Consider the following 10,883-nt stretch of genomic DNA (forward strand, 5'->3'; position numbering starts at 1 on the left):
ACTGTCCCAATACGCCAATATTCCCTCAATCGACCGCTCAAAAATGTTCCCGACTAATAACTGTCCTTCCCGCACAAAATAGTCCAGAAATGGGCTATTTTTTTGTTTTTGCTCAACTTGTAGTATAATCGGTGTAATAAGCATTAACCAATAAAAACTATGTCAAAAACAACAGAAAACTTGCAAGCGGCGTTTGCCGGAGAGTCGCAGGCTAATCGGCGCTATTTGGCTTTTGCTAAAAAAGCCGAGAGCGAAGGAAATCTGGGAATCGCAAAACTTTTTCGCGCGGCGGCGGAAGGAGAGACGATCCATGCACTGAGACACTTGCAAACATTAGGAGAGGTTAAGGATACGGCGGAGAACCTGAAAGCGGCGGTGGCGGGCGAAACTTATGAAATCGACATGATGTACCCGGAATTTCTGACACAGGCGCAAGCGGAAAATGAAAAAGGTGCGGAAGCTTCTTTTTCACAAGCGCTCAAGGTGGAAATGATCCATCAGGCGCTTTTTCAAAAAGCACTCCAAAAATTGGAAGCAGGGGAGGATCTTTCTGATGTGGATTATTATATTTGCCCGGTCTGTGGTTATCCGGCGATCTTGGAAGTGCCGGATTTTTGCCCAGTTTGCCAGACGCCAAAAGCTAAATTTCAAAAAAATTAGCTTGCACGTTTTTTCAATACGGGCTATAATAGAAAGGCGCTAAAGAGGCGTAGGATAAGCAAAAAACGAACGCTTTTTTGCTTTCTGTTTTAGTTTGTTGATTGTTGATCCTCCTCCGTCCCGAAACATCGGGACTATGGCGGACGAAGAAAAATGGTACCACGTGGTTATCTTTGGCTAGTGAGAATAATCGGTCTTATCGCTCTTTCCGTTTTGATTTTTATTGTGCTGAAAATTGATCCGGAAAAGGATATTTGGGCTAAACTATTTTTCTATCTCGCGTTTTTTTTCCTGCTCGGTTCTTGGTTCAATTTGGCCTTACTGCGAATGCGGAAAAATCGGATGCGGGGAGAATTGGTCGGTGATAATATCATACTTAGTCTGCATCAAGGCTTCCTTTTGGCACTGCTTGCGACAATCCTGCTTGTTCTTCAGGGATTGCGCATGCTTTTGTGGTGGGACGGACTTTTGGTAGTCGCTGGCATATTTCTGATTGAACTCTATTTTCTTTCTAGGGAGAATGATTGAATGTAAAAAATAATTTTGTAGTAAATAAAAAACCATATGGCAGAAGATAATAAAAAGGCGAAAAGTAACGGGCCTGCCCGCAATGCTTCGCATAGCGATGCAGGCGGGGAATATAATGCCAAATCAATCCAAGTCTTGGAAGGCTTGGAGCCAGTCAGAAAACGTCCCGGAATGTATATCGGCGGAACATCGGTCGATGGCTTGCATCATTTGATCTGGGAAGTAGTCAATAACTCGATCGATGAAGCGATGGCGGGTCGTTGTGATAGCATAATTGTTAAGTTGCTCCCGGATAACATAATTGAAATTGAGGATAATGGTGCTGGTATCCCAGTGGAAAAACATCCGCAGACAAAAAAATCTGCCCTGGAAACCGTACTAACGGTGCTTCATGCCGGTGGAAAGTTCGGTGGCAATGGCTATAAAATCTCTGGAGGATTGCATGGCGTGGGTGTCTCGGTAGTCAATGCGCTTTCGGCATATCTCCGCGCTGAAGTCAAGCGGGATGGAAAAATTTATGCGATGGAATTTGAAAGAGGCAAGCCAAAAAGCAAGGATCCAATCGTGGTGGGAAAAGCGAAAGAGACGGGAACAAAAATCATTTTTCAAGCTGATCCGCAAATTTTTCCCGAAATCAATTATTCCTGGGAAAGAATCCTCGGCTATCTGCGCCAGCAATCCTATCTGACACAAGGCATTAGTGTGAAAATTTATGACACGCGCGAAGCGGGCAAAGAACGGGCTTATGGCTTTTTGTTTGATGGCGGATTAGTGTCTTACATCAAGTTTCTTAATCGAGGAAAGGCAATCAAAAATGAAATGCCTTTTTATGCGCGCAAAGAACAGGAAGACACATTGGTCGAAGTAGCAGTGCAATATACTGATTCCTACAAGGAGCATGTGTTTTCTTTTGCCAACAATATTTCCACACCAGAAGGGGGAATGCACGAGGCGGGTTTTCGTTCAGCTCTCACGCGCGTCATCAATACTTATGCGAAAAAAACCGGTTTGTTGAAAGAGAAAGATGACAACTTTACGGCAGAAGATTTTCAAGAAGGCCTCACTGCAGTCATCAGTGTGAAACTGCGCAATCCGCAATTTGAAGGACAGACTAAGGCAAAATTGGGAAATGGTGAAATCCGTGGCATCGTTTCTTCGGCGACAGCTGAAGCGTTAGCGGAATACTTGGAAGCGCATCCGAATAATGCTAAGGCGATTATTTCTAAAATCTCCCTAACCTCAAAAGCGCGATTGGCAGCGCGTGCAGCGAAAGACGCTGTTATCCGCAAAGGCGCCCTGGAGGGAATGACCCTGCCGGGAAAATTGGCAGATTGTTCCAGTCGTGACGCTTCGCAATCTGAGATCTATATCGTAGAGGGAGACTCGGCTGGTGGTAGCGCTAAGCAAGGACGCAATCGACGCTTTCAGGCGATTTTGCCACTGCGGGGAAAATTAGTGAATGTGGAAAAAGCGACGCTGGACAAGGTGGTAAAATCGGACACACTAAAGCCGATCATTATTGCCTTGGGTGCCGGCATTGGTGATAGTTTGGATATTAACAAATTACGCTATCACAAAGTGATTATCATGGCCGATGCCGATGTCGACGGATCGCATATCCGCACATTGCTTCTGACTTTTTTCTATCGCTATTTCGAACCGCTCATCCGCAATGGCCATATTTATATCGCGCAACCGCCACTCTACCGTTTGCAAAAGGGAAAGGAAGTGAATTATGCTTTTACTGATCAAGGCAGAGATGTGCTTATCGAATCGATGAAAAAGAAAAGCGAGGCAAATAAAAAAGACAAAGCAGACAAAGCAGCGGAGAAAAATCTAGAAGAGATTGTGCCAGAAATCGTGATTGAAACCGATGAAGACGGCGAAGTGAAAGAGGAAGTGTCCGGTATTACGATCCAGCGCTATAAAGGTTTGGGAGAGATGAACCCGACACAACTGTGGGAAACAACGATGGATCCGACGACCAGACTAATGATGCAGGTGAATATTGAAGACGCGGAAGCGGCGGACAAAATGTTTGATATCTTGATGGGTACCGAAGTGGAACCGCGCCGGCGTTTCATCCAAACCCATGCCAAGAGTGTGAAGAATTTGGATGTATAATTTGTATTTTTTGCAGTTTGCATTTCTCTTAGTTTTTTTGTATAATTTATACGGTTGAATAATTAACTCGTTTCTTATTTAAAAATAAAAGTATGGAATTACGATCTGACGGGCATAGGGTTGATGTTAACAGAGGCAATCAAGGTGATAATTTCTTTCGCAAGCCAGCTAACGTGGCGATGGATGGCGAAAGAATACCCGATACTAGCACGCCGCGCGGGCCAGAAAGAATCAGGGATTCAAAAATTATCCTGCGAATACTGGATAGAATCATTGGCGCTAGTCTTTTTATGCTCATTTTTGGCATCCCGCTTTTTTTCACAGGAGCTGCTTCTCAAGGGATTGTTTTTGAAAAACAGATTTATTTCTATTTCTGGCTACTACTCGCCCTCATCTCTTGGTCGGCGAAAGGCGTGATTAACGAGGAGATGGATATCCGTCGCACTCCGCTCGACATTCCGATCGTTATTTTTTGGTTGGTATATTTGGTATCTTCTTTTCTATCAGTTGATCGCTGGCATAGTTTTTGGGGTGCCTTTGGTGATCCATCGCGTGGTTTTATGAGCATAACAGCGATGATAATTGCGTACTATTTGATTATCAGTAATTTCAATGAAAAACGGCTGAAATTGATGCTGACTGCTTTTATCAGCTCGGGCGCGGTTTTGTCTGTCTGGACACTTTTGCTTTTTTTCAATGTGCCTTTCACGGGCTTCTCTTTCGGCTCTTTGATTCCTAATAGTATTGCTCAGTATATTCCACTAAGTCTTGTTGGCAGTGTTGGTGGATTGGGGGTGATTTTCTCTGTAATGATAATTTTGGTTTCCATGGTGATTCTAAAAGTAGCTGAAAATGAAAATTTGACCGTTGGAAAAAGAAAGGCACTTTTAGGATTTTTGATGTTTATTCTTGTAGCCGATCTATTTTTACTGCTTAATATCAGTGGTTATGTCATCTGGTCGGGGTTGTTTGTCGGAGTCGTATTATTTCTTGTCTATATCTTGTCAAAAATTGTCCGTCCACATCGCAACTGGGTCTGGTTGCCGATGGTTCTTTTTGTGCTGATTATGATTGTCAAGATGACCGGTTCAGTTTCTTTAGTATCAGAAAAAATTAGTTTGCCAGTGGAAGTCAGTCCGGATTCCTTCATGGAAAACTATAAAGCATCGACGACGATTGCCACTAGTTCTCTGAAGCATAATTTTCTGATTGGTTCCGGCCCTGCTACCTATTCCTATGACTTCTCTCTCTATAAACCGCAAGCTTTCAATGACTCGATGTTTTATAATTTGCGCTTCTCCCAAGCTTCCGGGCTTTTCTTTGAAGCGATCTCAACCATCGGCGGGCTGGGAACGATCGCACTACTAATTCTCGCTCTCTCTTATCTTAGTGTCAGCTTTTATCTTATCTCGCGAGACAAAGAGAAAAATAAGTTGTATTCCCTGGGCGCTTTTTCTGCGGCGATTATTGCACTCGTGGCTGTGGCGACAACGAAGCTGGAGGGCAGCGTTCTGTTTTTTTCCATACTCTTGGGGATTTTTTCACTCGCAGTAATTTTGTTTGAGAGTGAGGCGAAACCGAGATATTTGGCTCTTTCGCTTAAGGCCTCTCCTAAGTTTGCCTTAGCTTTAGCCTTCATTTTTATGCTTGTCAGTGCTGGCGTGGCTTTCCTGTTTGTATTTTTGGGAAAAGTATACGTTGCGGATGTTTACGCGGGAAGAGCTGCACAGGCGTCTAGTCAGAATCAGGAAGATTCCATAATGAAAATGGGAAAAGCGATCGGACTCAATGCTAAGGAGGGCTTCTACTATACCAAAGCCAGTGTTTATTATATGATGCTGGCAAATAAGGAAGCACTTAAATCCGAACAAGAACGCAACGTTGATAATATCAGAAACTACATAAACTATTCTGTTTCAGCTGCTACGAAAGGATTAGAAATGAATAATAATAGCGTAGAAACGGTCGAGGCGTTGGCGCAGATTTATGAGAATTCAGGAATGTATGTTCCTGACTCATTGAAATTAGCGGAGTCCACCTATCAAAAAGCCCTCATGCTTGAGCCACATAATCCAAACTATCTTCTTAAGCTGGGACAGATCAAAATCGCCGATGGTGCGACGAAAAAAGACGAAGGAGAGCGAAAAGCCCTTTTTAATGAAGCCAAGGATTTTTTCCAAAAATCCGTTTCAGAAAAAAATAACTTCGCTCCTGGCTATTATCAACTATCTTTGATCCAGGACGCGCTTGGCGAGACGGACAGCGCGATTGAAAATTCAACTAAGGCCGCACAGCTTGATTCTAAAAATTCGGACTATTTGCTCAGTCTGGCCAACATGTATCGTCTGCGAGCAAAAAATGATGATCTGAAGATTGCTGAAGAAATTTTCAAGATGGTAGTCAAAGCGGATGACAAAAATATCAATGCTCACTTCTATCTTGGCTTAGCTTACGAGAAGGACAAAAATAAGGATGGGGCTAAGGAGGAATATCGAAAGGTGGTTGGACTTCTTTCTGGCGATGGTTCTGCTGATACAAAAAAGCAATTGGAAAAAATGATCAGCAATATCGACAAGGGAGTGGAGAATACTCCAGAAAATCTTGGTTTGACCACTAATGCTCCGGCGCAAGCTCCAGTGACACCAGCAGCAGATTCTTACGTCAATCCTAATCCAGGAACAACTCCGCTAGAGCAGGTTCCTCCTGCACCAGAGGTTAATCCCGCAGTACAACCGACGCCTTAATTGGTCGTCTTGAAAAAACAAGAAATAAAAATTAAAAAATAAAATTCATCTTGCGGTGGTTCACTTTTGGACCAGCGAAGCACTGCAAGAGGACAAAAAAATGGACAATATTAAAACCTGGGGGGAGGCCATCACGCTCTCGCTCATTAATGTTGGAGAGAAGATGATGAATTTTTTGCCGACGCTATTGGGCGCACTGATCGTGCTTGTGGCTGGCTGGATCATGGCAGTAACACTTGGCAGATTGGTGGCAAAAATGGTTTCGGAATTAGGCGTTGATAGCGCAATGAAAAAGATGGGTTTTGGTGGAGGTAAGAGTTCTAAGAATGGCCTTAATCTCACAGTTTCCAATATTGTCGGCGGCCTTTTCGAATGGTTTTTGATTTTGGTTTTTCTAATGGCGGCGACAGACATTTTGCATCTTGATCAGGTAACGATTTTTCTCAACAAAATAATTCTCTACCTGCCGAACGTTATGGTCGCGGTAGTGATTCTCACGGCCGTATTTCTTTTGGGAAATTTTGTCTATCACATCGTCAAAGGCAGTACGCGCGCGGCTGGCGTAATGTCAGCAACGCTCCTGGCGACAATTTCCAAGTGGGCGATTATCATCTTTGGTTTTTTTGCCGCGCTGATCCAATTGGGTGTGGCTAATTCTCTCGTCAACACAATGTTTATCGGCCTCATTGCAATGATCGCTCTGGCCGGCGGATTGGCTTTTGGCTTGGGCGGACGCGACGAAGCGCAACTGATTCTCAAAAAACTGCGAGAAGAATTGACGGAAGGGAGGAAATAGAAAAATATTATTTTATCCAAATCGTAGAGACGCTCTCGACTAGGCGAGGACGTCTCTTTTTTGTGTATTTTTTGTTGTTTTTTGGCGAAAATTAGGTATAATAATAGTGTAAGAAAAAATATAAAAATGCAAAACCTAAAACTAAAAATATTTTTTCTGGCAATAATTTTTGGCTGGGTTTTTGGTGTGGCGGAAAAATCTTTTGGGGCGACGATCAATGCGGTGAGTTGTTCCTATAATGATGTGAGTAGTGCTATTACAGCTGCTTCGCCGGAAGACACTGTTGTCGTTCCGCAAGGATCGTGCATTTGGAATTCCGGGCTCAATATTACAAAAGGTATTAATCTGATCGGAGGACTGGGTGGCGTAACAACAATTACGGCCGCGACTTCATTTGGTGATGATTTTATGATTAAATATTCTCCTACTACTAATAACTTGCAATATAATTATGCCTTTCGATTAAGTGGTTTTACTATTGATGCCGATAATAAAGCGCACGGAGTAGTTCTTGGCGGACAGATCGATCCGCCCTATGTCATGCAAGACAAAGTTAGGGTCGATCATAATATTATTCAAAATACGCTTGGATATAAGGGAATCTGGAATTTTTGCAATTTTTATGGCGTTGTCGATAATAATATAATCACTAATGCTGATTATCCAATTAAGAATGACACGCAATCAAGCGAAGTGAGTTGGTATTCCAATGCGCCCCAAAATATTTTCATATCCGGAACGAATAATTATCTGTATTTTGAGGATAATACTATTACCTATGAAGGCCATCCAGACGGTTTGGCTCTTGAGTCGCAATTTAATGGCCGTTATGCTGCTCGCTATAACACGATTATTGCTCATGGACCATCCTATTCACTTTTTGAAGCACATGGCCATCAAGGAGAGGGTTCTAGTGGCGAAACGATGGGTAGTACTTTTGGTGCGGAAGTCTATGGTAATCGGGTTGAGGCGGCGGATTATCATATGATTTTTTTTAAAACCAGAGGCGGGCGATCATTCATATTTTATAACAGTGTAGCTACAACTTATGTTTTAAGCAATGAAGCTTATGATGGTCTTTTAACTTGCCCAGCTATTTATGCTTATGAGCAGATGATTCATGATACCTATTGGTGGCAAACTCGCAAAGACTTTACTGGCTCGTTAGCTGAGACAGCTGCTGATCATCCTCTTGGTGTTACTTGTGCCGGTTTAGCTAATCGTCCAACTCTAGGCAGGGATGTTTTTTCTGATTCTTCCAGCCCTGGAGTCGGATGCGGTATTTTAGAAAATCGCCCATTAACATGTATCGTCGGGCAAGGATATTGGGCTACAAATCAGTCCTGTGCTGATTTGACCGGCATGGTTGGAACAAATCCCGCAACGCCAATTTCCGGCACACTCTATAAATGTACACAAGAAAATACTTGGACAGCTTTTTATACGCCTTATGTTTATCCTCATCCACTGCGCAATGAAAGTAGTGACACCACTCCGCCAAGCTCGCCAATTGGACTTATGGTAGAATAATTCTCAACTAAAAAATGCCAATCAAAAACTTAAAACTAAAAATCTTTTTTCTCGCAATTATCTTTGGTGGAATTTTTGGAGTGGCGGAAAAAACTTTTGGCGCGACGATCAACGCGGTGAGTTGTTCCCAGATTGATGTTCAATCTGCTATAGATGCATCAGTGAGTGGGGATACTGTTTCAGTTCCAGCTGGAGATTGCACTTGGAGTTCTGAGGTTACCATTCCTGACTCAAAGGGTATTACGATTGAGGCTAATAGTTCTACGATAAGCGGTCGATTGGTGTTTAACCAGAATTATGATACGAGTACACGAATAACTGGTTTTAATTTTATCAGTGGCAATGCCGTTTATGTGGCTGGTATAAAAACCAGTGCGCCGTTTCGAGTAGATCACAATACTTTCACAGTGACAGAAGGATCTAGCATTTTACTTGAAGTCGAAGGGAATGCCCCAGGTCTTGTCGACAATAATAGTTTTAATGCTCCGACTAATTCTGAAATGATTCATAATTACGGTATGGGGGCAGTTGATGCTTCTGGATGGAATGATGATATCATTCCAGGAAGCGCTGATGCGGTATACATTGAAGACAATATTTTTACAAACAATGACCCATCCTTTTGGTACGGCAGACCCCGCCTATTTTTGGGGGAACTCTTCAGTCCAGTCATATTATGGCGCAAGAACTGTCTTTAGGCACAACACACTAAATATGTCTCAGATAGATCAGCACGGTACGCCCGGCATGATTGGTGCGCGATGGTGGGAAATCTATGATAACACCTTTAACAATGGCGTGCCTCATGCGAGCCAATGCTGTTTTATAAGTTTGCGAGCGGGAAGCGGAGTGGTTTTTAATAACCACCATACTGGAGTAAGCCAAGACGGGAATTCTATCGACTTGTATGAGGAAGATAGTGGATATCCGGCTCTTTACCAAATTGGAAGAGGAAAAAACCAGGCACTAGATCCAGCTTATGTTTGGGACAATGATTTATTTTTTTCTGTGGACAGTCAGACGCCAAATATGGTGCAAGAAAATAGGGATTATTATTTGTTTGCAAAACCAGACTATATCCCCTATACTTATCCCCACCCACTCCGCAATGAAAGCGGTGACAGCACTCCGCCCGCATCTCCATCCGGACTGGCCGTAGATTAGCCAAAAAATGGGAAAAATTGCCAAGAAAATCCAAAAGCTTGACAAACTTTTTCAGTTTGCTATGATGAGTAAGCGTTAAAAACAGATAAGTGATCTTTGGCTTTCCTAGGGGAATTTTCAAGGGTGCAATAAATGATACATTTTGTTAATTTTTTTCCAAGAATAAGCGGGTGAGTCGTTTTTGTTTTTGCTCAAAACCCGTTTAGTTGCGGGTTCTTTTTTTATTTCTTATCTAAATCTTTGATTTAGCTATAAGAAATAAATCCGCCTTGGGCGGATAGCTCCACAGAAAAATCATTAGTTCGGAAATCAGCTTGTTTAGTAAGAGCGACTGATCAATCAAATTTCCGCGTTAGTGCGAACCTTACCAATTGAATACAGGTCTTGATCAAGTATCAGGTTTTTATGTCTGGCGGGAAATAAGTCTGGTATGACGATCGATTCGTCTTAATATCTTTAAGAGGTAAGATATTAAGAAAATAGTAGGTAAATAAATGCAAACCGCATTATTCCGGCGCTGCGTCGGAAGATGCGAGATAAACAGTTAGCGATTGCTAACTGCTAACCGATAGATCCTCGTGCAAACGAGGATAGGATTTAAGAGCGGTAATACTAATGCATATGGTGAATGCCTTGACACTAAAAAGCGATGAAGGACGTAGCTAGCTGCGATAAGCTTCGGTGAGGTGCTGAGCAACCTTTGACCCGGAGATTTCCGAATGGGAAAACCCTTCCGACTATACGTCGGAAACTTCTACCTGAATACATAGGGTATTAGAGCGAACCCTGGGAACTGAAACATCTTAGTACCAGGAGGAATAGAAAACAAATGTGATTCCGTGAGTAGTGGCGAGCGAAAGCGGAAAAGTCTAAACCATCAGTCGCAAGACTAGTGGGGTTGCGAGATAAGCAGACTCGTTTAATCGGGGTCTGAAATAGTTTATTAGCGGAACGCTCCTGGAAAGGACGGCGACACAAAGTGAAAGCCTTGTACGCGAAAATAAATTATCAAGATGAGCTTATTCTCAAGTAGGGCGGGACCGGAGAAATCCCGTTTGAAGCTGGGGCCACTATAGCTCCAAGACTAAATATTTTTAGTGATCGATAGCGAAATGAGTACCGTGAGGGAAAGGTGAAAAGTATCCCGATGAGGGAGATGAAATAGTATCTGAAACCATATGCTAACGAAGAGTAGGAGCCCCGCCTCGGCGGGGTGACTGCGTGCTTTTTGTAGAACGATCCAGCGAGTTAGTTCTATGTCGTTGACTAAGCAACTTTGTTGCGGAGTCAGAGTGAAAGCGAGCCTGAAAGGGCGAACATAATGGCATGGACTAGAC

Annotated in this window: 8 protein-coding genes and 1 rRNA gene; all 9 read left to right on the forward strand. The window is 42.9% G+C overall.

Annotated elements, in window-relative coordinates; translation table 11 throughout:
- The first annotated feature begins 159 nt into the window (after positions 1 to 159).
- Entirely contained in the window at positions 160 to 660 is a 501-nt protein-coding gene (locus WC848_06635) for a rubrerythrin family protein (protein MFA5962329.1), read from the forward strand.
- Between the two features lie 153 nt (positions 661 to 813).
- Positions 814 to 1,188, forward strand: a complete 375-nt coding sequence (locus tag WC848_06640; protein ID MFA5962330.1) for a hypothetical protein — start codon at positions 814 to 816, stop codon at positions 1,186 to 1,188.
- A 36-nt stretch (positions 1,189 to 1,224) separates the two neighbouring features.
- Complete coding sequence (gyrB, locus tag WC848_06645) at positions 1,225 to 3,312, forward strand: DNA topoisomerase (ATP-hydrolyzing) subunit B (GenBank protein ID MFA5962331.1); 2,088 nt, start codon at positions 1,225 to 1,227, stop codon at positions 3,310 to 3,312.
- A gap of 92 nt (positions 3,313 to 3,404) precedes the next feature.
- A complete protein-coding gene (locus tag WC848_06650; protein ID MFA5962332.1) occupies positions 3,405 to 6,056 on the forward strand; it encodes a hypothetical protein in 2,652 nt (883 codons plus the stop codon).
- A gap of 100 nt (positions 6,057 to 6,156) precedes the next feature.
- Positions 6,157 to 6,852 (forward strand): hypothetical protein, encoded by a 696-nt coding sequence (locus WC848_06655; GenBank protein ID MFA5962333.1) that lies wholly within the window; start codon positions 6,157 to 6,159, stop codon positions 6,850 to 6,852.
- A 126-nt stretch (positions 6,853 to 6,978) separates the two neighbouring features.
- Entirely contained in the window at positions 6,979 to 8,382 is a 1,404-nt protein-coding gene (locus WC848_06660; GenBank protein ID MFA5962334.1) for a hypothetical protein, read from the forward strand.
- Positions 8,383 to 8,396: 14 nt separating this feature from the next.
- Positions 8,397 to 9,080, forward strand: a complete 684-nt coding sequence (locus WC848_06665; protein ID MFA5962335.1) for a hypothetical protein — start codon at positions 8,397 to 8,399, stop codon at positions 9,078 to 9,080.
- 16 nt (positions 9,081 to 9,096) lie between these two features.
- Entirely contained in the window at positions 9,097 to 9,546 is a 450-nt protein-coding gene (locus WC848_06670) for a hypothetical protein (protein ID MFA5962336.1), read from the forward strand.
- A gap of 601 nt (positions 9,547 to 10,147) precedes the next feature.
- A 23S ribosomal RNA gene (locus tag WC848_06675) occupies positions 10,148 to 10,883 on the forward strand; the annotation flags it as partial.

The organism is Parcubacteria group bacterium (assembly GCA_041659505.1).
Classification (GTDB): Bacteria; Patescibacteriota; Minisyncoccia; order Moranbacterales; family UBA2206; genus UBA9630.